24 protein-coding genes and 1 pseudogene are annotated in these 20,024 nt (G+C 32.9%); 7 read left to right on the forward strand and 18 right to left on the reverse strand.

From position 1 onward, the window contains the following. Window positions 1-10 precede the first annotated feature (10 nt). Genes rpmF through MN187_RS01330 form a run of 4 tightly spaced genes read left to right on the forward strand, consistent with a single transcriptional unit; the run spans window position 11 to window position 1,667 of the window. Window positions 11-172: a 50S ribosomal protein L32 gene (gene rpmF, locus MN187_RS01315; protein ID WP_071456271.1), complete on the forward strand. Its 162-nt coding sequence runs from the start codon at window positions 11-13 to the stop codon at window positions 170-172. Window positions 173-188: 16 nt separating this feature from the next. After that, window positions 189-569, forward strand: a complete 381-nt coding sequence (locus MN187_RS01320; RefSeq protein WP_117972395.1) for a hypothetical protein — start codon at window positions 189-191, stop codon at window positions 567-569. A gap of 6 nt (window positions 570-575) precedes the next feature. Further along, the gene (locus tag MN187_RS01325) at window positions 576-1,547 is read left to right on the forward strand and encodes a CobW family GTP-binding protein (protein ID WP_242094057.1); all 972 of its coding nucleotides are present in this window, start codon (window positions 576-578) and stop codon (window positions 1,545-1,547) included. A 3-nt stretch (window positions 1,548-1,550) separates the two neighbouring features. After that, on the forward strand, window positions 1,551-1,667 hold the full coding sequence (locus MN187_RS01330) for a putative metal homeostasis protein (protein ID WP_117972397.1): 117 nt from the start codon (window positions 1,551-1,553) through the stop codon (window positions 1,665-1,667). Window positions 1,668-2,057: 390 nt separating this feature from the next. Here the strand turns inward: MN187_RS01330 and MN187_RS01335 are convergent, their stop codons facing one another. Next, complete coding sequence (locus tag MN187_RS01335) at window positions 2,058-2,960, reverse strand: prenyltransferase (protein ID WP_241699244.1); 903 nt, start codon at window positions 2,958-2,960, stop codon at window positions 2,058-2,060. Window positions 2,961-3,088: 128 nt separating this feature from the next. Here MN187_RS01335 and MN187_RS01340 point away from each other — a divergent pair, with 128 nt between their 5' ends. Further along, window positions 3,089-4,069 (forward strand): polyprenyl synthetase family protein, encoded by a 981-nt coding sequence (locus tag MN187_RS01340; RefSeq protein ID WP_117972399.1) that lies wholly within the window; start codon window positions 3,089-3,091, stop codon window positions 4,067-4,069. A 55-nt stretch (window positions 4,070-4,124) separates the two neighbouring features. On the opposite strand, the gene lrgB is transcribed toward MN187_RS01340, so the two are convergent. The 8 genes and pseudogenes from lrgB to MN187_RS01375 form a co-directional block, all read right to left on the reverse strand. After that, complete coding sequence (lrgB, locus tag MN187_RS01345; RefSeq protein WP_117972400.1) at window positions 4,125-4,811, reverse strand: antiholin-like protein LrgB; 687 nt, start codon at window positions 4,809-4,811, stop codon at window positions 4,125-4,127. Continuing rightward, window positions 4,811-5,239, reverse strand: coding sequence for an antiholin-like murein hydrolase modulator LrgA (gene lrgA / locus MN187_RS01350; RefSeq protein ID WP_242094059.1), 429 nt, complete (start codon window positions 5,237-5,239; stop codon window positions 4,811-4,813). The genes lrgB and lrgA overlap by 1 nt, the downstream gene beginning before the upstream one ends. 153 nt (window positions 5,240-5,392) lie before the next feature. Continuing rightward, on the reverse strand, window positions 5,393-6,121 hold the full coding sequence (locus tag MN187_RS01355; RefSeq protein WP_241699245.1) for a LytR/AlgR family response regulator transcription factor: 729 nt from the start codon (window positions 6,119-6,121) through the stop codon (window positions 5,393-5,395). A 14-nt stretch (window positions 6,122-6,135) separates the two neighbouring features. Further along, window positions 6,136-7,905 (reverse strand): sensor histidine kinase, encoded by a 1,770-nt coding sequence (locus MN187_RS01360; protein ID WP_242094062.1) that lies wholly within the window; start codon window positions 7,903-7,905, stop codon window positions 6,136-6,138. 119 nt (window positions 7,906-8,024) lie between these two features. Next, a complete protein-coding gene (gene lepB / locus MN187_RS01365) occupies window positions 8,025-8,582 on the reverse strand; it encodes a signal peptidase I (protein WP_117972404.1) in 558 nt (185 codons plus the stop codon). An 82-nt stretch (window positions 8,583-8,664) separates the two neighbouring features. Next, window positions 8,665-8,823, reverse strand: a complete 159-nt coding sequence (locus tag MN187_RS10595; RefSeq protein ID WP_370448229.1) for a TipAS antibiotic-recognition domain-containing protein — start codon at window positions 8,821-8,823, stop codon at window positions 8,665-8,667. Window positions 8,824-8,926: 103 nt separating this feature from the next. Further along, window positions 8,927-9,112 (reverse strand): hypothetical protein, encoded by a 186-nt coding sequence (locus MN187_RS01370; RefSeq protein ID WP_242094064.1) that lies wholly within the window; start codon window positions 9,110-9,112, stop codon window positions 8,927-8,929. After that, window positions 9,087-9,215 (reverse strand): annotated as a pseudogene (locus MN187_RS01375) (MerR family DNA-binding transcriptional regulator); the annotation flags it as partial. The gene MN187_RS01370 and the pseudogene MN187_RS01375, both read right to left, overlap by 26 nt. Window positions 9,216-9,340: 125 nt before the next feature. Here MN187_RS01375 and MN187_RS01380 point away from each other — a divergent pair. After that, complete coding sequence (locus MN187_RS01380) at window positions 9,341-10,393, forward strand: AI-2E family transporter (RefSeq protein WP_242094068.1); 1,053 nt, start codon at window positions 9,341-9,343, stop codon at window positions 10,391-10,393. 37 nt (window positions 10,394-10,430) lie between these two features. Here the strand turns inward: MN187_RS01380 and MN187_RS01385 are convergent, their stop codons facing one another. The 6 genes from MN187_RS01385 to yfmF all read right to left on the reverse strand — a co-directional run bounded on the left by MN187_RS01385 (window position 10,431) and on the right by yfmF (window position 15,912). After that, a complete protein-coding gene (locus MN187_RS01385) occupies window positions 10,431-10,967 on the reverse strand; it encodes a DUF308 domain-containing protein (protein ID WP_242094070.1) in 537 nt (178 codons plus the stop codon). A 128-nt stretch (window positions 10,968-11,095) separates the two neighbouring features. Further along, window positions 11,096-11,671, reverse strand: coding sequence for a CDP-diacylglycerol--glycerol-3-phosphate 3-phosphatidyltransferase (gene pgsA, locus MN187_RS01390; RefSeq protein WP_117972409.1), 576 nt, complete (start codon window positions 11,669-11,671; stop codon window positions 11,096-11,098). 19 nt (window positions 11,672-11,690) lie between these two features. Further along, window positions 11,691-12,590 (reverse strand): helix-turn-helix domain-containing protein, encoded by a 900-nt coding sequence (locus tag MN187_RS01395; protein WP_117972410.1) that lies wholly within the window; start codon window positions 12,588-12,590, stop codon window positions 11,691-11,693. 29 nt (window positions 12,591-12,619) lie between these two features. After that, window positions 12,620-13,345, reverse strand: a complete 726-nt coding sequence (ymfI, locus tag MN187_RS01400; RefSeq protein ID WP_117972411.1) for an elongation factor P 5-aminopentanone reductase — start codon at window positions 13,343-13,345, stop codon at window positions 12,620-12,622. Between the two features lie 7 nt (window positions 13,346-13,352). Continuing rightward, window positions 13,353-14,648, reverse strand: a complete 1,296-nt coding sequence (yfmH, locus tag MN187_RS01405) for an EF-P 5-aminopentanol modification-associated protein YfmH (RefSeq protein ID WP_242094071.1) — start codon at window positions 14,646-14,648, stop codon at window positions 13,353-13,355. 1 nt (window position 14,649) lies between these two features. After that, window positions 14,650-15,912 carry an EF-P 5-aminopentanol modification-associated protein YfmF gene (gene yfmF / locus MN187_RS01410; RefSeq protein ID WP_242094073.1) on the reverse strand — a complete coding sequence of 421 codons (1,263 nt, stop codon included), beginning with the start codon at window positions 15,910-15,912 and terminating at the stop codon, window positions 14,650-14,652. A 267-nt stretch (window positions 15,913-16,179) separates the two neighbouring features. Between yfmF and mscL the strand changes: the two genes are divergently transcribed. Next, on the forward strand, window positions 16,180-16,638 hold the full coding sequence (gene mscL / locus MN187_RS01415) for a large conductance mechanosensitive channel protein MscL (RefSeq protein WP_117972414.1): 459 nt from the start codon (window positions 16,180-16,182) through the stop codon (window positions 16,636-16,638). A gap of 31 nt (window positions 16,639-16,669) precedes the next feature. Here the strand turns inward: mscL and MN187_RS01420 are convergent, their stop codons facing one another. The 3 genes from MN187_RS01420 to purR all read right to left on the reverse strand — a co-directional run bounded on the left by MN187_RS01420 (window position 16,670) and on the right by purR (window position 20,021). Beyond that, window positions 16,670-17,641: a ribose-phosphate diphosphokinase gene (locus tag MN187_RS01420; RefSeq protein ID WP_117972415.1), complete on the reverse strand. Its 972-nt coding sequence runs from the start codon at window positions 17,639-17,641 to the stop codon at window positions 16,670-16,672. A 91-nt stretch (window positions 17,642-17,732) separates the two neighbouring features. Continuing rightward, window positions 17,733-19,106 (reverse strand): bifunctional UDP-N-acetylglucosamine diphosphorylase/glucosamine-1-phosphate N-acetyltransferase GlmU, encoded by a 1,374-nt coding sequence (gene glmU, locus MN187_RS01425; RefSeq protein ID WP_117972416.1) that lies wholly within the window; start codon window positions 19,104-19,106, stop codon window positions 17,733-17,735. A gap of 81 nt (window positions 19,107-19,187) precedes the next feature. After that, window positions 19,188-20,021 (reverse strand): pur operon repressor, encoded by an 834-nt coding sequence (purR, locus tag MN187_RS01430; protein ID WP_241699253.1) that lies wholly within the window; start codon window positions 20,019-20,021, stop codon window positions 19,188-19,190. Window positions 20,022-20,024: the final 3 nt, after the last annotated feature.

Below are 20,024 nucleotides of genomic sequence, written 5' to 3' on the forward strand. Positions count from 1 at the left end.
AGGAAACAATTTGGCAGTTCCAAAAAGAAAAACATCAAAAGCTAAGAAAAATGCGCGACAAACACATAAAAAACTATCATCAACAGTGTCTTATGATAGTGTATTAGGAGTATATAAACGCAGTCACTATGTATCAAGTGATGGTTACTATAAAGGTAGAAAAGTCATTTAGTAGGGGGTGAATCTAGATGAATATTATTTATCCACCACTTGTTGAGGATAGTTTATCTTATCATTTTGATGAAAAGAATATTGAGATGGAAGATAAAATTAGGATGTATCAGCATATGATTGAGGTAGGAATTATTACAGAACAGGGCCTCCCAACTGAAAAAGCATTAGATATGGGTTGGGTAAAAGACTTTTATGAAGAAGAAGACCTGTCCTTTGAAGACTTTTTGACTCTGTATCCTGTTTTTAAACGATACGACGTCAATCTTTTTCAAAAGATTGATGGTTTTTGGGAAATCTCACTTTCGTTTAAAGAATTGTTAAAAGATCATCTTTTATCTGAAAATATGAGTTATGATGATAGGCTACAAATTACTGAATATTTATCAGAAAGGTAGAGGGATATGGGCATACCAATTACAGTTATCTCAGGATTTTTAGGTTCAGGAAAGACAACATTAATTAATCAAGTCATTAAAGGGAGTGATCTAGCACCTGAAGAGGTTGTCATTATAGAAAATGAATTTGGTGAAGCAGGAATTGACCATGAGTTATTAATTCATTCAAAAGAAAATATTGTACAGATGAACGGTGGGTGTATTTGCTGTAGTTTACGTGGTGATTTGTTAAATGCATTAACAGCAGTGTTAGATGTGTTTGTAACACAAGGTTATCCAATTAAACAAGTTATTATTGAGACAAGTGGCGTGTCTGATCCACAACCAATTATTCAAACGATTGTGGGTACCCCTAATTTACAGCCTTATTTTTATTTGGATGGTGTTATTGGGGTTGTAGATGCTGAGAATATTGAACAAAACCTCCAACATCATGAAGCGACAAAGCAACTTGTCATGTCAGACCGACTATTGATTTCACAAAAAGGCGTTACGAATAAAGACAGTATGAATCAAATGAAAGAGCAACTAAGAGAAATTAATCCACTAGCAGATATATACGAGTTTTCATTAATTCAATTATCTTCAGAGTTAGCTGATTTGGTACTAGGAAATCATTTATTTAATCAATCAATCGATGATGAAGAAGAACACCATCATCACCATCATCATGAATTTGAATCAATGATTATATCTGAATCAGGTTATGTTAAAGAAGGTTTATTACACAATTGGCTTTCTTGGTTAATGATGAACTATCAGGAATCTGTTTATAGAATAAAAGGTTTTGTCAATGTGTCTGATCAAGACTTTCAAACAGAAATTCAAGGTGTGAATCAGTTATTAAATTTTAATCTGACTAATCGTTTAACAGAAGACAATGACAATAAGTTAGTTATCATCGGTAAAAATATCGATAAAGATGACATTAATCAAGCATTTCAATTAGTGATAGAAAAATCAACAGAGGGAGACTAATCAATGGAAAAAACAGATGTGTCGAGTGCCTATAGACGTTTAAGTAGTCCTAATATTAAAACAAAAAAACGTGCACTAAAAATTATTAAAGAAGCCAAAAGAAATAAACGTGGAAAATAGTCAAAATGCCTTGATTTAATCAAGGCGTTTTTATTTTTTAATTGATAATGAATCTCAATTTTCTTATTTATGGTAGAATATAAAAAATATTATCAATAAATAGGAGGAAGCATATGATATTTGGTTATAACAAATACCATAACGTTCATATAATGAAGTAAATAAAAAATGTCGCAAATTGGTTTATTGATAGCCGATTTGTGGTATTTTATTTTTTTATCACCGTATTATACTAGGTTCATAGATAAGAGTTACACAATTAAAGTTGCCGCTATTAATTGTATGCTTATCAATTAATCTATCTTCCTCCTAATTGAAGTATAGACTATAAAAACACCTACAGTTATTCCCTTTTCTGTAGGTGTTTTTTGTTTAGTTAGCTAAGAAGTTTTAAACCCATAAACCGACAAAGAATAAAACTACTTGTGTGATGGCTATCATACCTAAATTTTTAATGGCTAATGGAAATGTTTTTGTTTTGATTTGTTCTTTCGAATAAATCATAGTATTTTTCCAAATCTTCGGAAAAATTAACCAAATACCAAGTAACGTGATGGGAACGATATTTAACACCACACCAAGCGTGGCAAATACAAATGATAAAATCACGAGTAATTTAAATAGTGACACAGCTCGTTTTTTTCCGATATAGTATACAAGTGTGTGTCTGTTGTTTAAAACGTCTTCTTCCACATCGCATGTATTATTAGCTAACATAAGATTTGAAATGGCTAGAGCAGTTGGTAGTGATAAAATCGCTACTTGAATGATAAACTGACCATCAAATGGTAAAATATCAAATACGTTCAAGTAAACACAGATTAAAGGAATCACAATCCCCATTGTCACACCAGAAGTCACTTCACCAACCGGAAGGCTAGAAAGTGGTTTTGGTCCAGCTGAATAGGTAATCCCAATGAAATAACTAAACATTCCTAACCATAAAATGACCCAGCTTGTTTGAGACGCAAGATATACACCAATAATAGCAGAAGAGACAATCAACCCAATCATCATATTTCTTACAAGAGTGAGTGATAAATTTTCTCGCCCGATAATATTGGTTTCTTCTTTATAGTCGTGCACATCAGTCGCATTATGATAGTCCATGTAGTTATCTAATATATCGACAGCCATATTAAATAATAACATTGAGATGAAAAATAAGAGCATATACATTGGTTTGACTTGTTGATAGTGGTACCATGAATATAAAAATCCCATGATAAAAGGGAAAATACTCGCTGCTTTTGCTTTCAGCTCGATTAATTCGGCAAATACTTTAAAATTCATTCGTAAACTCCTTCACATTTTATCCACTGTTTATTATACTGTTAGAGTAGGTATTTTTCAAAAATGAGTGATTATCATTTTATGATTACTTGTTTATTGTACATTATATAAGTTTATAGGAGGCCGCTATGATTGTTCATCCATTGTGGGAAATGTATCCTGCTGTCCAAAAAGATTTGATTGAAACAAAGCGTGTCATGGAAAAATCAGTAAAAATCAGAAACAAAGAGATTACTGCAACACTGCAATTATTTTTTGGTGCTGGTGGCAAATTATTACGCCCAGCATATTTTTTATTGTTTTCAAAATTTGGCACAATAGAATCAGATAAAAAACGTTATCGTATGGCAGCCTCATTAGAAATACTCCATGTTGCAACGCTTATTCATGATGATATTATTGACGATTCTCCGGTTCGTCGCTCAATGCCATCTGTTCAGGCATTATATGGTAAAGATATTGCTGTTTATACAGGAGATTTTTTATTTACAGTGTATTTTCATTTATTGACTAATGCGACAAGTGATTTAAAAACTATCGCGTTAAATGCCCAAAGTATGAAACGTATTTTAGTTGGAGAGTTAGATCAAATGAATTTACGCTATAATACAGATATTACAGTGAAACAATATTTCCAACATATTAAAGGTAAAACAGCTCAGTTATTTGAATTTTCTTGCTATGAAGGAGCGCATTATGCTCATGCTTCTAAGATAATTCAATTACAGGCTAAACGAATTGGATATAATATTGGAATGGCATTTCAGATTATGGATGATATTCTTGATTATAAATCGACAGAAGAAGACATGCAGAAACCTGTTTTTGAAGATATGAAAAATGGTTATTATACACTGCCACTTATTTTAGCAATGAATGAAAATCGTGCAGCATTTTTACCTTATCTAGAGAAAAAGACAGAGTTGTCTAATCAAGAGATGAAAGAAGTACAGCAACTAATCGAAAAATATAAAGGCATAGAAAAAGCTGAGATGATTGCAGAGCGATTCACTAATAAAGCCCTAACAAGCATAAAAAAATTACCAGATATTGCAGAAAAAGATATTTTGTATCATGTAACAGAAGTACTTTTAGATAGAAATAATTAAAAAACATCATCTAACTTTTAAGTAGGAGAAAGTTAGATGATGTTTGTTTAGTTGATTAAGTTAGTTGTAATAAACTGGCGGAAAGAGGAACCACGATAACAGTAATGACTCCCACTAAAATCATAGAAATACTTGCCATAGCTGCTTCTGTTTCACCTAGTTCAATCCCAACTGACACACCTAGTGCATGTCCAGCAGATCCAAGAGCTAATCCTTTAGCAATAGGGTTGTTGATATGAAAGAACTTTAAGGCCATCTTACCAGTGGCGTAAATAATTACGGCATTAAAGATAACGGCAAAAGCGGTTAAAGACACAATCCCATTCATTGATTCAGAAATTGGAACGGCAATAGCTGTTGTTGCTGCTTGTGGCAGGAGAGAGACCATCATTTGTGGATGCATACGAATTAATTTTCCAACAGCAACAATGCTTGTGACAGATACAGCTGATCCTATTGTAATCGCAGCCACTATTTCCACCCAATATTTTTGTAACAACTCTCTTTTTTTGTATAGAGGAATAGCAAAAGCAATGGTTGCAGGTTCTAAGAAGAAACTGATGACTGTTCCACCTTGATTATATTGTTCGTAGTTGATACCAGTTGCTTTTAATATGATGACACCTAAAATCATGGCAACAAATAATGGGGTGAATAAGAAAAAGCCATTTGTTTTTTTGAATAAGAATGTTCCAATTCCAAAAGCAACGAATGAAATAACAATACCGATATATGGGGTCATTATCTTTGCACCTCCTCTAATTGTTGTTTTTTAAGAAAGGCTAATTTTCTCTCTTTAGAGCCAGATTTTTCTTTAACTCCTAATAGGTAAGATGTACTCCAACCTGTAATAGCAAGAATGACAAAGGTTGCAATAAAAATGACTGCTAAAATTGGCACACCGTAAACTTTTAAGATGTCTAATGAGTTGTATAAAGAGATACCAGAAGGAACAAATAGGAAAGAAATAATACCAGTTAAACTTGTTCCTAGACTTTCAACTTGTTCTAGTTTTACAATATTAGTACTTAATGCAACAAATAAAAGGATTAACCCAATAACAGATGCAGGCATAGGGATAGGTAAGATGAAGGCAATTCCTTTAGAGATAAGCATAATGGCTGCAAAAATAAAGGCTTGGTGTAAGAATGAATAAACTTTTTTTTCCATTTGAAAAACTCCTTTTGACTGATTCATTTGATACATTGAGTATAGGTTAGAAACGCTGATTTGTGTGGTGTTTGACGTGAAACGTAAAAATGTAAGCGTATAATACAAAAAATCACTCCTAAAATGCATGAAGCAAAATGGCAGTGATTTTATTTAAGATAAGCCAATCATTTCTTTGAATGGTTTGACGTATGATCGGCTGACAGGCACCTTTAATCCATTATCTAGTGTAACTTGTAATGTATTGTTAAACCATGGCTGAATTTCTTGTATTTTTGTTGTATTTAACATAAAACTTCGATGCGTTTTGATAAAAATATCTGTTGGTAATCGTGTTTCGATTTTACTTAAACTACCGCTAGTTTGATAGGTTTCACTTTCTGTATGGACGCTGAGTTCTTTGTCTTCAACAGAAACTAGGTAAATATCGTTTGGATGAATTAAGAAAATACGGTCCTCACCTTGTATAGGAATAGCGTCAATTGACTCTGTTTTCTTTTTTGGAGAGGTGTTAGAAGGTTTAATGATAGAAATGGCTTTATCAAGCGCCTCATGGACAATAGTCTCATCAAATGGTTTTAAAATATAATCCATGGCATTGACTTTAAACGCTTTTAACGCATAGTCATCATAGGCAGTAGCGAAAATCAGATAAGGAGGTTTCTTTAATTTTTTTAATTTAGTAGCTAAATCAAACCCACTTTCATCAGTCAAATGAATATCTAAAAAAATAATATCTGGTTTTTTATCCATTATTTGCTCCATTGCTTCTTCAACAGAATCAGCTTCGGCAGTGGATGAAATATTAGGATGTTGTGTCACTAAATAAGCGAGTTCCTCGCGAGCAAGAGGTTCATCATCAACAAGTAAGACATGTGTCATAAATTATCATTCCTTTAACTTAAAGTGGTTGAATTATTTGTTTCAATTAGTGGCATAGTTAAAGTAAATATTACACCACTATCTAAATTATTCTGTACATTAAACTCAGCCTGTTCACCAAACAAATTAGTCATCCGTTTTGAAAGGTTGTCTAGTGCTGTACCAGTTCCTTTTTCTGAAATAACGGATTCTTTTCCTAGGTGGGTTAATCTTTCATCAGGGATACCTAATCCGTTATCTTTCACACTGATAATCAATTTTTCTTGTTTTTTGTAGATTGAAACGTGAGCGTGATTATTTTCTTTTCTTGATCCAAAGGCATGTTTAATGGTGTTCTCCACTAAAATTTGGACGGCATATGGAGGAACCAAGTAGTGTATCAAGGTATCATCAACATCAAAAGTAACCGTGTAGCGATTTGGAAATCGTGCTTGCTCTAGTGATAGGTAGGCATCTACTTGTGCTAATTCCTGTTTCAAAGGGATGAGTGTTTGTCTTGCTCCTTGCAAATTCCCTCTAAAATAAGTGCTTAACTGAAGCAAGAGCGTTCTAGCCTTATCACTATCTTTTCTCATTAAAGCAGAGATAGTATTAATCGCATTAAAGAAAAAATGTGGATTTACTTGTGCTTGTAAGGATTTAATTTCTGCTTCTTTTAATAATTTGGATTGGACTTCTGCTTCACCTAACTCGATTTGTGTGGAAAAAATAGTCCCCAAACCTTTAGCAAGTTGTTCTTCAACATGAGTAAGTTGACTAGCATCAGTAAAATACATTTTTAGTGTGCCGACAATTTTTTTATGAACAAACAAAGGAATCACAATTGCCGCTTTAAGAGGGCAATTTGGGTTTGAACACCCAATCTGTTCTTTATGATGAACAATGGAGAGGGTACCATGTTTTAATACATCTTTTGATAATTCGGTAATTACTTCTAGTTCAGGAATATGATGATCACTGCCCGCACCATAATGAGCAAGTATTCGGTGAGTATCGGTTAAGCTAATAGCACTCACCTTAGTATAATGCTGAATAATAGTTGCAACTTCTTGTGCTGAATGTTCATTTAAACCTTCTCTAAAGTAAGGAAGTGTCGCAGCTGCCAACTCTAATACATCATGTGTTTGAACGGCTTTGGCTTGTTCTTCTTGTTGTAAGGTAGTGGTTAAAATAGATAAGAATATAAAAGTTCCCGTACTATTTAATATAATCATAGGAAAGGCAATAAAGCTTACTAAGTTTATCCCTTGTTGTAAATTTCCACCACTAAATAGCATAATAAATAACATTTGAACGACTTCCATAAAAGCTCCAATAAAAGCAGCTTGAGTCGCAGTAGGAAATTGTCCTTTTTTAGTAAGTTTTTTTCCAAGCCAACCAGATAAAAAACCAACTAGAAGGGAAGAGGGGATATAAAACAAACTATAGTGACTTCCTTGGATGAATCGATGTGTTCCAGCAATCAAGCCGACCATTCCCCCAACAAAGGGTCCACCCACAATACCAGATACACCAATTGCCAATGTTCTTGTATTGGCTATGGAAACATTATCGTGCAAATTCGTTAAAATACTACTGGGAACAATTTGATTGTCTTTGATTTCGATTCCGGTAAAATTTGAAATAATGGCAAATAAACTAAAAATGATTGCAAGCTGTAACTTTGATTGATACTTATCCCGGCTTAATAGTATTTTTTTAAAGTAGGGGACGTTTACTAATAAAAAAGCAAGTAGAATCATTAAACCCACACGCTCCATCATTAGGATAAATAGCTCTATCATAATATTAAAACTCCTTTAATGATTTAATCATAGTGTAGCATAAAAAATTTTTAAAAAGAGAAAACATAGCACAAAAAAACGCATTGACCGAGAAATCCTCTTTCAATACGTTTTTTAAATTATTTAACCATACCCCATTTACTAGGTGGCCAAAAGGCAATTTTTGATTTACCGATAATATTTTCTTTTGGAATGAATCCAACCTCAGGGAAACGACTATCTTTTGAATTTTGTCGGTTATCTCCCATAACAAAGTAAGTATTTTCTGGAACAGTATCTTTTCCAGTTAATGATTTTAATGTAAAATCATAGGTTAAATTTTCATCAGGGGCTGTTTGCTTCAATTCAGCTTTTTTCTCATCTAGATAAGGTTCATCTACTTTTTTTCCATTGATATATAATACATCATCTTTGTACTCAATAGTATCACCAGGCATTCCGATAACACGTTTGACGTAATTTTTTGATGGGTCGTCTGGTGCTACTAAAGAGACAATGTCAAATCGTTTTGTGTCACCCATTTTTAAAGCAATATTCCTTTCGCCATCGACTAACGTTGGCATCATTGATTCTCCACTAACTGTTACGGGAGTAAATACAAAGACACGTAGTAATACAAGTGCGATAATTAAGAAAACATACCAGATTAAATCCTTAATCCATGTTGATTTAGTCATAATAAACCTCCTATTTATTTAGTTCCTATTTCGCAAAATAGATAACTAACAAGGATTATTATACGACAGTTTAAACAGAAAGTCATTTAATTAATGTGTAGTAATAAACAATTTCTTTTAAGAATATTAAGCTATTCTTTGAAATATGTTTAGTATAATATTGAGTGAAACGGTCATCTGCTAGATACATATCAAGCATTTGTCTATGATAGTTATGAGAGTAGATAGAGCTAGCAGTGATAACCCTTCTTTATGTTATAAAACAGCATCCGTTGCTAATGGGTGAGTAACATCAGTAATGGATTGTGTTTCTAAGTCATTTAATTGAATAAAAAGCGTTTCTTCTATTTTTTTAGTTTGACATAATCTTCCTCAGATAAATTCATCCAGTTATCATTATATTGTTTAATGGTTTCTTCAACATATTTTTGCTGTAATTCCTCACTATATATGTCGTTGTTGTTTTGTATTAGTTGTTGTTTAAATGCAGTAAATTTTTCTTCATTTGTCATCGTAAAAACGGTATCCATTCTCTCCTATACTAGTAGGTTTTAATAAATCAATCCTGTCATAGTAGCGTAATGTTCTTGTTGTGACACCGGATAATTTAGCTAATTCAGTTATCGAATACACTGTATTTCCTCCTTTCAATAAGTAGTATATGGCTTGATATTGCGTCAAAGTTAACAAGTGAAAGACTATCTTTTCCTTCGTTTTTATCGTAGAATAAGTTATATAATGTTCAATGGGGTGAGAATATGGTCGACTTATGGCGACGTATGAAAGCGAATGACAGTGTTCGACGAACGCTGGTTTTGCTAATTATTTGTTCGGGATTATATTTGATACGTAATATCCTTAGTTTAATTTTATTAACCTTTATCTTAACGTATTTAATCATTCGGGGAGTAGATGGTATTCATCATGTAACAAAACTTCCTAAAAAATTAGTTGCTATTGCGATGTATTTGTTAATGATCATTTTTTTATACTTTTCAATAACAGTATATGTTCCAAAACTGTTCAATCAAACGATACAGATGATAGAAGAAGTCTTTAATTTTTATCAAAAAGCAGATACCAATAATAAATTATATGAATGGATTGCTCAAAATGTCGGGTTTAATGAAATCAAACAACAATTAACAACAGGAGCTAAAGTTGTATTTACTACAATTACGAATATTGGTTCTATGGGAATTACGTTTGTGATGTCATTGATTTTAAGTTTCTTCTTTATTATAGAAAAAGATTGGGTAACTGAGTTTGGTCAAGCCTTTTTTAAAAGTAAGATAGGATTATTTAGTCAAGATGTTGCTTATTTAGGGAAAAAATTTGTTAATACTTTTGGGGTAGTGATAGAGGCACAGTTTATTATCGCGATAGTAAATACTATATTGACTATTATCGGCTTAATTTTTATGAAATTCCCACAAGATCAATTATTAAGCTTAGCATTAATGATATTCATATTAAGTTTGATACCGGTAGCTGGGGTCATTATTTCTTGTATTCCGTTATCGTTAATTGCCTATACAGTGGGTGGTGTTCAAGATGTTATTTACATTTTGATTATGATTATGATTATTCACGCGGTTGAATCTTACTTATTAAATCCTAAATTAATGAGTAGTAAAACAGATTTACCTATTTTTTATGTGTTTGTAATTTTAATGTTTTCAGAGAAATTTTTTGGTGTATGGGGATTAGTTATAGGAGTACCAGCCTTTGTTTTTTTACTTGATTTATTAGATGTTAAAGTAGAGCATAAAAAACCACCAGTTCTTCCACAAATAAATTCATCTAAATAAAAAAGTTGTTTTCTTCTAAAGAAAACAACTTTTTTATTTAAAAGATATCAGGATTTTTATAATTCCGTAATTTAATTGCAGTAACTAATTCTGAGATACCTGATAATGTTAATACAATACCAAAAAATTGGAATAATACAATTAAACTACCAAATGGATTAAATAAAATAAATATACCTGCTATAAGAAGAGCAATACCATAGACTAACATAGGAACGTAACTGATGTTAACATATTGTCTTAAGTTTAATGCACGAGAAATACGTGTAGCACCACCAATAATAATTAAAATACCTAAAAAGATAGGAAGGATACTAACTATTGGTTGGGCGAATAGCCAGATAATAAGCGCGGCTATAAAATAAAATATACTCATAGAAACTTGACCGTTTTGCTTGTTCTTCAAATAGCCAACTAAATTAATTACCCCAAGTAACACATTATAACCAACGATTAGATAGACACCCACATCAAATAGTTGTTTTGGTTTTAAAAAGATTAAGATACCTATCAGTAAATAAAGAATCCCACGAGAGAATGCATGACGTTGGATTGAACGAAATAGAGAAGACATAGAAAATCACTCCTTGTTTAAATTGACTTAATGCTAATGTTATTATACGTGTCTATCAAAAAAATAACCAATAAAAAGATAAAACTGTGCTACTTCGTATAAGCCATTATCAGAAGTAACACAGTTTGTTACATAGAATCTTTAAAAACGTGTTTATTTTTTACGAAATAATCAATACCAGAGTAAATAGTAGCAGCTAGGCAGATATATAAGAAAATCTGATCAAGTGGCAAATTAATTGCACTAAATGGAACATTACCCAATAGTAATAAAATAATAGCAACCATTTGAGTAGCAGTTTTTACTTTGCCTGGCCATGCGGCAGCCATAACCTCGCCATCCTCCACTAATAATAAGCGTAAACCTGTAACAGCTAATTCACGACAGACAATAATAGCGACAACCCAAGATGGAGCAAGACCTTGCCCAACCAATATGATAAAAGCTGTCATAACTAACATTTTATCCGCTAGTGGATCAGCAAATTTCCCAAAATTGGTTACCAGATTATGTTTTCTGGCAATTTTACCATCTAACCAATCTGTAATACTTGCTACGGCAAAAATAATAGCAGCAACTAATTGAGAAATCAACAGTGGACTACCTAATACATCAATCATTCCCCAGTTAGGGACTAAAGCGACAATAATAAATAAGGGAATCATACATATTCTAATCACTGTCAACTTATTTGGTAAATTCATTTATAAACAACCTTCCTTTTTATTCATTTTCTTTAGTAGTAGTATCAAAATTAATCGTGATAATTTTTTTCCCAGTTGTTGGATTAGATTTATTGAAAGCTAATTCTTGATCGTTAACTTTAATAGATAGATTATTAGATGCTCCAACAATAATATCAATCCCCGTTGCATCTTCTGGAACAATGGAGCTAATCTCTTCACCTGCTTGTAATGTGTATTGATAATAAATAGCACTTGTTCCGCTTTGTTGTAGACCAATCCAAACAGGGCCTTCTAAGGCAGTGAAATCAAGTTTAATAGGTTTTGAAACATTACTACCAGAGTAAGTTACTAAATCAATGGAATCAGAGGTAATATTAAATTTACTATCATTTTTTTTCTTTTTAGAAGAATCTTTTGTTTTTTCAGTCATGTCAGTAGGACTAGACTGGGAGGTACTTTCTTCCTTATTCTCTTTTGAATCACTTCCAATGACTACTGCCTTTTCAGGTTTTGGTACTAAAGGTCCACTAGCAATATCTAAACGCATGGCATAGATAATGGTTCCAATAATTGCAATAACAACTAGAGAAAGAAGAGTTACTGGTAAGTAATCTTTAAAGGTTGGTTGTCTTTTCTTTTTCTTACGATGTTTTTCTTTACGAGACCCCCTGATTGGCTTAGTTTGAGGTAGTTCCTCTTGTGTCTCATCGGGCTTTCCTTCAAATCGGCGAATTAGGGGACGGGCATTTAGACCAACAGCTTCAGCATATTGTCTAATAAATGTTTTCGTATAGTAATCACTAGGCATTGCGTCAAAGTCATTTACTTCAATAGCAGATAAGTAGCGACGCTGAATTTTGGTGATTTTTTGTAAATCTTCCATTGTTAGCCCTTTTTCTAAACGGGCCTGTTTTAATTGTTCACCGATTGTATCCACGGGAGCTTACACCTTTCTTTCTCATTTTATTAAACGGACCACCCACCGGTTAGCGGGATGGTTGAACCTGTAATATAAGATGCGTCTTCACTAAGTAAGTAGGAAACAAGTGAGGCAACTTCTTTTGGCTGTGCTAAACGATTAAGTGGTATATCTAAGAGTAATGATTGTTTTTCTTCTTTAGACCACAACGTATTCATGCTTGTATCAACAGCTCCTGGAGCAATTGCATTGATTGTTAGGTTCATCGAGGCGACTTCTTTTGCATAAGATTTAACAAAAGCAATTTGAGCTCCTTTAACTGTACTATACATAACTTCCATGGAACTGCCAATCAGACCATAGACTGAACTGATAAAAACAATTTGACTATGGGAGTGTTGCGTTAATTTTGGCTGGCATAATTGGCATAACCTGATGGGATTATAAACATGAGTATGCCATAAATGTGTCATCTCATCAGGCGTTGTATCAGAAAGTAATTTGTATACCGTATCTCCATGAGCAAAAATGATAGCATGCAATTGAAACATATCTTTTGTTAGCTGCTCCACAGATTTTGGAGAACTTAGGTCAGCTTGAAGAGCAAAGAAATCCTGTTTTGGATACTTTAAGATTAAATCAGATAATAAAGACTTAATTTTTTGTTCATTGCGAAAGTAATGGCAATAGACTGAATATCCTTTCTTTGCTAACAGCTTTACACACGCCTCACCAATGTCACCACTTGCACCAGTTACTAAAACATAGTTCATTATTTTATTACCTTTCTTCGGGATAAATGAAGAAACGACTTAATGCTTCTGGCCTGACAAATGACTGATGGACGGCTTTAATATCACTTAATTCAATACTATTAATAACAGTCACTAAATCAAATAATGTCGTGTCACCGTATTTCATCCCACTAAATTGATTGGCAATATATTCAAGGGAATCTAAAGATTTTAGATGCTTTCCAATCATTTTTTTCTTAGCCAAATCTAAATTTTGTTTTGTTAATTCAGGACTGTCCTCAGATTTTAATAAGTAATTGATAATTTGATTTGCAAATCGTTCAGGCTCATCAGTATCTGAGCTGAAATCTGCAAAATGGAAACTACGATCGAACGAAAATTCGAAAGAAAAGCTATCATCAATTAAACCACTATTGTACATTGCTAAATAGTTTTCAGAACTCATACCAAATAATAATTGTAATAATAATTGAATGGTTGTCTGGTATTTCAACCGTTCAAAGCCATCAACAGGTGGTGTATCCAGTCCTTTTAAGCCAACAATAGCCTTAGGTCGATTAACAGATAGGGTGATACTATCTTCTTTGACAATATCATCCGCTGTTTCTTTCGGAAAATGACGTTTGATTTCGGTTGCTTTTGGAAATTCTTTTGCAGCTTGATTTTCTTTAATAAAAGTCATCATTTCTTCAGGGTTCATTTTACCAACAATAAAGAGGTTCATATTACTTGGATGATAAAATGTATTGTAGCAAGTATATAAATCTTCTGCTGTGATAGGTTCAATACTTTCAATGGTTCCAGCAATATCAATATGTAATGGGTGTTTTGGGTACATATTATTTAAAATACCAAAAAACAATCGCCAATTTGGTTCATCTTGATACATTTGGATTTCTTGACCAATAATCCCTTTTTCCTTTTGAACCGATTCTTCAGTGAAATAGGGTGTTTGAACAAAATCGATTAATGTTTCGATATTTTGCATCACATTATCAGTACTTGAGAATAGGTAGCTTGTGCGAGTAAAACTTGTAAAAGCGTTTGACGCAGCCCCTTGTCGTCCAAACTTTTGGAAAACATCTTCGTCCTCTTTTTCAAATAATTTATGCTCCAAAAAATGAGCAATGCCATCGGGGACAGTTATGAATTCTTTTTGTCCAATGGGCACAAATTCACTGTCAATTGAGCCATAGTTTGTTGTAAATAATCCATATGTTTTATGGAAATCTTCTTTTGGTAATAACATCACTTCTAAACCATTTGGTAAAACTTCAGTATAAAGTGTTTCATTAATAGAAGGATAATAGTTTTTTTCCATGTTATTTTCCTCCTTCCATGAAGTAAACTGCTTGTAGATTAATTCCTGTTGCTACATCCTGTACATCTTCTTTTGTAACAGTGTTCATTTTCTTCATCCATTCCTCTTGAGATAAATCTGCGTAAGGAACATTTGAGAACAGATAGTGTTGTTCTACAACAGCACGTTGATTATCAGATGATAGTAAGTATTGATTGATTAACATTTTTTTTGTTTGCTCAAGTAATTCATCTGAAAACTCACCAGCAGTCATGTCTTTTAATTGCTCATTAACTAAACGTAAAACACGTTCACGGTTTGAACTATCAATCCCAGTTTGGACACTAATAAATCCACGGAAAGGGTCAATTGAACTACTTGCATAGTAAGCGAGACTATGTTTTTCACGAACATTTAAGAACAATTTAGAATGTGGAAATCCACCAAATAATCCGTTAAAAACCATTAATGGAAAATACATGTCATCATGATAATAAACATCACAGTGATAGCCAATATTTAATTTAGATTGAACAACTGGTAATACTTCACTTTTTTGTTGGATAATATTTTTAAAAGGTTGCTTATAAAACAAATCGGTTTTCATGTCTTCTCTATCTACAAATCCAAAATTTTTAAAACAACGTTCGACATAGCCTTCTTCAACATTGCCACTTACTAGAATATCAATTTTGTCATGAGCAATCATGTCAGTATAATATTCAGCAATAGATTCAGGTGTTTCTTGTTTGATTTGTTCAATGTCTCCAAAACTTGGTGTTTTTTGATTTTTATTATCAGAAAAGAAAAGATTTTGTAAAGACATGGCAGCATAAGTTTGCTTATCATCAAAAATTGATTCAATATCAACTATTAAGTTTTCTTTTTCACGAGCAAAGGTTTCAGTATCAAAGGCATTATTTTTAATATTTGGATTAAAAATAATTTCCTTTAAAAATTCAACAGAATCTTCTAAAATAGACACGCCATTTGGTGCGATGTTATCATTTATCACATTCAAACCAATGCTTAAATAATGTTGATTCCCTGTACGATTCACACTAACATAAAACCCTGCACCGTATAATTCAGCTAATTTTTTACTAAGTGCTACTTGATCAGGAAAGTTTAAACTATTTGTTTCCATTAAGCTGGCAAGTAAAGAACGTTTACTACTTGTTATCGCATCAACAGGTGTAGCGAAACGAACGACAATACGAACAGTTTTATATTTATTGGTAGGAATAATATGTAAATTTACCTGGTTATTTAATTTAATTGTCATAAAAAAACTCCTTTAATTACCGTCAAATAGTGTGTTTCTAACATGACGATACACATCCCTAGATTACCAAAAATAAGCATGGTAAGATAGGAAAACACATTGAATTTTATATTTTTGATTAAAATTTAACAAAATTGTAATGCTAACAATAGATATGCATGATTACAATATATTATCATATATTACAACAGTATTACATGTCAATTTATAATAAATGATTTCTTGAAAAAAATTTGATATAATATGAAATTGATTGGAGGGGTATAGATGGTAAAAGAATTTAAGGAATTTATTGCACGTGGAAGTGTGATAGATATGGCGGTAGGTATTATTATTGGTGGGGCCTTCACAAGTGTTGTTAATGCATTAGTTGATGGAATGATTACACCGATTATTGGTTTAATTATCAGTTTTTTATTTCCAGGTGCAGAAACAGTAGAAGATGCAACAAAAGGTTTGACATTTATAGTTAATGGTGTAACGTTTGACTATGGTAAACTTATCTCAGCAATTATTACATTTTTGATTACAGCTTTTGTTTTGTTTATTATTGTTAAATCTGTTAATAAAGCAGAGACTCTAATGAGTAAACCAGAAGAAGAGGAAGAACAAAAAGAAGAAGAACAAGCCGAAACAACTGAGGATGTTTTAAAAGATATTCGCCAGTTATTAGCAAGCCAAGTAGCAACTGATACAAAAGATGAGAAAACTGAAGGTAAAAAATAAACCATGAGGAGTTTAAACTCCTCATGGTTTTCTATTTACGTTTTTTTTCAAATAATGGGCTAACCGGTTTGTTCTCATGGATACGTTTAATAGCATCACCCATCAATTCACTAACGCTAACTGTTTCGATTTTATCAGATTTTTTCTCTTCTGGTAAAAGGATAGAGTCAGTAATAATCAATTTTTCAATTGAAGAGTTATTTATGCGATCAATTGCTGGTCCTGATAAAACAGGGTGTGTACAACAAGCAACAACTTCTGTAGCACCTTTTTCTTTAAGAGCCTCAGCAGCTAAAGTGATTGTTCCAGCTGTGTCAATCATGTCATCGATAATAACACACTTTTTACCGTTAACTTCACCAATGATATTCATTACTTCAGCAACGTTAGCTTTTGGACGACGTTTGTCAATAATCGCAATTGGTGATTTTAAATGTTCTGCTAATTTACGAGCACGTGTGACACCACCATGATCAGGTGATACAACAACGACATCATCACCTTCATAACCATGATCGATGAAGTAGTTTGCAAGTAAAGGAGCAGCCATTAAATGATCCACCGGAATGTCGAAAAATCCTTGAATTTGAGCAGCATGTAAGTCTAGTGTTAATAAACGAGTTGCTCCAGCTGTTTCAAGCATATCCGCAACAAGTTTAGATGTAATTGGCTCGCGAGAGCGTGCTTTTCTATCTTGTCTTGCATAGCCGTAATAAGGCATAACGATATTAATAGTTTGTGCACTAGCACGTTTAAGAGCATCAATCATAATAAGTAATTCCATTAAATGGTCATTTACTGGGTTACTTGTAGATTGGATTAAGTATACGTGACTACCGCGGATACTTTGCTCGATATTGATTTGAATTTCACCATCACTAAACTTTCTTACTTCAGACTTACCAAGTTCCACACCAACTGCATCTGCAATTTTTTGTGCTAACGGTTTGTTTGAATTTAACGAAAAGATTTTTAACTTTGGATCAAAGTAATGATTAGACATGAGGACCTCCACTTTCTTGTTTTAACTAAGTATACACTTACATACAAATAGTAGACATTTTCTACTAATAAATCAAGTGTTTGATTAATAATTATTTATTATATGGTAATTTTTTAGCATAATTCTTCAAATTTTCTTGGCGAGAACGAGCAATTCCTAAGTCATTTTTACTGATATCTTTAGTAATAGTAGAACCAGCCGCTGTCATACTATTGTCCTCAACAGTTAGTGGGGCAACTAAAATAGTCCCACTACCGATGAAAACGTGATTTCCAACTGTAATATGATGTTTATTTTTACCATCATAATTAGCAAAGACCGTTCCACAACCAATATTAATATCTTTTCCTAAGGTGGCATCACCCACATAAGTTAGATGACCAACCTTTGATCCATTATCAATGGAAGCATTTTTTATTTCAACAAAATTTCCAATGTGGACATGTTCTTTTAAGTCAGTATGAGGTCTTAGGTGGGCATATGGACCTACATCAGAATAATCACCAATATTAGATTGTTGAATGGTTGAAGATTTAATTTCTACATGGTTACCTATGACACTATCAATGATGGTTGAATGTGAACGAATGACACAATTGTTACCAATAATAGTGTTACCTTTGATCATGACACCAGGTTCAATAACAGTATCTGCACCAATAACCACATCTGATTCAATGTATGTATTGTCCGGATCAATAAATGACACGCCTTGTCTCATATGCTGTTCATTGATTCGCTTTTTCATTAATTGGTTTGCTTTAGCTAAGGCAACACGATCATTGACACCCATAGACTCTTCTTCAGATCCCATCGTGTAGGCAGTCACGACTTCACCTTGTTGTTTTAAAATACTAATGACATCAGGTAGATAATATTCTCCTTGAGCATTATCATTTCCAACTTTTGTTAAAGCATTAAATAAAAATTGGTTATCAAAACAGTAAGTACCCGTATTAAATTCTTTTATAGCGAGTTCTGATTCTGAAGCGTCTTTTTGTTCAACAATTTTCTCGACTAAATTTTCGTCATTTCGAATGATACGCCCATATCCAGTCGCGTCTTCTGCAACTGCAGAGAGGATTGTTGCTTTTGCGTTTAGTTGTTCATGATGATTGACTAATTTTGTTAATGTTTCCTTTGTTAGTAGAGGAGTATCACCACAAATTACCAAGGTAGTCCCTTCTTTATCTTTCAATAAATCAGCTGTTGCCAAAACAGCATGACCTGTTCCTAACTGTTCTGTTTGTAAGGCATATTTTGAGCGCTCACCTAATTGCTCTTGGACTTTTTCAGCACCATAGCCTACAACTGTTACAATATCTGTTGTATTTAATGGTTCAATTTGTTCGAATACGTGTTCAACCATGGGTTTTCCAGCAACAGGATGTAATACTTTATATAATGATGACTTCATACGAGAGCCTTTTCCTGCTGCTAAAATAATAGCATATCTATTTTTCACGTTATTGACACTCCTTAAGTGTAGTTTTAAACACTTTATTCTAACAAAAAAAGAGCTTGATATTCAAGCCCTTAATTTTATCTAGTCCTTTTTTTCCATAATTGAAAAGTAATTACCAGGTACAACTGTGATGTTTTTAGTTTTTGTGTCAACTTCTTTTACACAAATAAGTGAGGTATAATCTTCTACCATACGACGACCACTAAAAGTAGATTCTGCAAAAACAGTAATACCAACAAGTTCTGCTTCAAATTCTTCAATCAAAGACTTCATACCATTAACAGTCCCGCCACCTTTCATGAAATCATCCACGACTAATACTCGAGAGCCACGTTTCAAACTACGTTTAGATAACTCCATTTTTTCAATTCTCTCAGACGATCCAGATACATAATTGACACTAACTGTTGATCCTTCAGTAATTTTTGAATCACGTCGAACGATGACAAATGGTACGTTTAAGTAGTATGATACGGCTTGCGCAATAGGGACACCTTTTGTGGCTACCGTCATAACGGCATCAATATTTTTATTAGCATATTGTGTTGAAATAATTTGCCCAATTTGTTTTAGCAGTTGAGGTTCTCCTAATAAATCTGACAAGTAAACGTACCCACCAGGAAGTAAGCGATCTTGTTCAGATAATCGTTCACATAAAGAATCAATCATCGATTTTGACTCACTAAACGGGATAGACGGTGTAAAGATAACGCCACCAGCTGCTCCAGCAACGGTTTCAAGTATACCAAAACCACGCTCTTTAAACGTTTTTTTAATAATCGTTAAATCCTCACTAATTGAAGATTTCGCTGATTCGTATTTTTTAACAAAATAAGTCAGAGGAGTCAATGTATGGGGATGATTTAAGATATAAGCAGTCATATCAATCAATCGTTCACTTCGTTTTATTTTCATTAA

Origin of the sequence: Vagococcus sp. CY52-2 (genome assembly GCF_022655055.1) — a bacterium.
GTDB lineage: Bacteria > Bacillota > Bacilli > Lactobacillales > Vagococcaceae > Vagococcus.

Coding starts and splice junctions, on each gene's coding strand:
- mscL (WP_117972414.1), top strand. CDS start 16,180: ATGGTAAAAGAATTTAAGGAATTTATTGCACGTGGAAGTGTGATAGAT.
- MN187_RS01420 (WP_117972415.1), bottom strand. CDS start 17,641: ATGTCTAATCATTACTTTGATCCAAAGTTAAAAATCTTTTCGTTAAAT.
- lepB (WP_117972404.1), bottom strand. CDS start 8,582: ATGACTAAATCAACATGGATTAAGGATTTAATCTGGTATGTTTTCTTA.
- ymfI (WP_117972411.1), bottom strand. CDS start 13,345: ATGAACTATGTTTTAGTAACTGGTGCAAGTGGTGACATTGGTGAGGCG.
- lrgB (WP_117972400.1), bottom strand. CDS start 4,811: ATGACCCCATATATCGGTATTGTTATTTCATTCGTTGCTTTTGGAATT.
- MN187_RS01330 (WP_117972397.1), top strand. CDS start 1,551: ATGGAAAAAACAGATGTGTCGAGTGCCTATAGACGTTTAAGTAGTCCT.
- MN187_RS01355 (WP_241699245.1), bottom strand. CDS start 6,121: ATGACACATGTCTTACTTGTTGATGATGAACCTCTTGCTCGCGAGGAA.
- pgsA (WP_117972409.1), bottom strand. CDS start 11,671: ATGAATTTACCAAATAAGTTGACAGTGATTAGAATATGTATGATTCCC.
- purR (WP_241699253.1), bottom strand. CDS start 20,021: ATGAAAATAAAACGAAGTGAACGATTGATTGATATGACTGCTTATATC.
- yfmH (WP_242094071.1), bottom strand. CDS start 14,648: ATGGAAAAAAACTATTATCCTTCTATTAATGAAACACTTTATACTGAA.
- MN187_RS01325 (WP_242094057.1), top strand. CDS start 576: ATGGGCATACCAATTACAGTTATCTCAGGATTTTTAGGTTCAGGAAAG.
- yfmF (WP_242094073.1), bottom strand. CDS start 15,912: ATGACAATTAAATTAAATAACCAGGTAAATTTACATATTATTCCTACC.
- lrgA (WP_242094059.1), bottom strand. CDS start 5,239: ATGGAAAAAAAAGTTTATTCATTCTTACACCAAGCCTTTATTTTTGCA.
- MN187_RS01335 (WP_241699244.1), bottom strand. CDS start 2,960: ATGAATTTTAAAGTATTTGCCGAATTAATCGAGCTGAAAGCAAAAGCA.
- MN187_RS01320 (WP_117972395.1), top strand. CDS start 189: ATGAATATTATTTATCCACCACTTGTTGAGGATAGTTTATCTTATCAT.
- MN187_RS01360 (WP_242094062.1), bottom strand. CDS start 7,905: ATGATAGAGCTATTTATCCTAATGATGGAGCGTGTGGGTTTAATGATT.
- MN187_RS01385 (WP_242094070.1), bottom strand. CDS start 10,967: ATGTCTTCTCTATTTCGTTCAATCCAACGTCATGCATTCTCTCGTGGG.
- MN187_RS01340 (WP_117972399.1), top strand. CDS start 3,089: ATGATTGTTCATCCATTGTGGGAAATGTATCCTGCTGTCCAAAAAGAT.
- MN187_RS01370 (WP_242094064.1), bottom strand. CDS start 9,112: ATGGATACCGTTTTTACGATGACAAATGAAGAAAAATTTACTGCATTT.
- MN187_RS01380 (WP_242094068.1), top strand. CDS start 9,341: ATGGTCGACTTATGGCGACGTATGAAAGCGAATGACAGTGTTCGACGA.